A 241-nucleotide genomic window follows, 5' to 3' on the forward strand; every position below is an offset into this window, starting at 1 on the left:
GGCTGGCTTGATCCACGCGTTCACGATAGCGGCGTCCGATCATTGGCTCACCCAGCAATATATAGGCAATAAATCCTACCACAGGCAAGGTATAAAGCACGGCAACCCAAGCAATCGATACACCAATATTGCGCTGTACCGATACAATCCGTAGCGTCATTAATATCATGAGCACGACATGTAATATCAGTCCCAATTCTGCAAAGTCGCCAAAAGACCATGTCGTAAAGTACTTTTCAAT

General features: G+C 45.6%; 1 protein-coding gene. It reads right to left on the reverse strand.

The features are described 5' to 3' along the window. Positions 1 to 241: PLDc N-terminal domain-containing protein (locus AAEY88_RS15255; RefSeq protein ID WP_350563747.1), on the reverse strand; the 241-nt coding region annotated here is incomplete at its 3' end.

Source organism: Psychrobacter sp. CAL346-MNA-CIBAN-0220, assembly GCF_040309805.1.
Taxonomy (GTDB): domain Bacteria; phylum Pseudomonadota; class Gammaproteobacteria; order Pseudomonadales; family Moraxellaceae; genus Psychrobacter.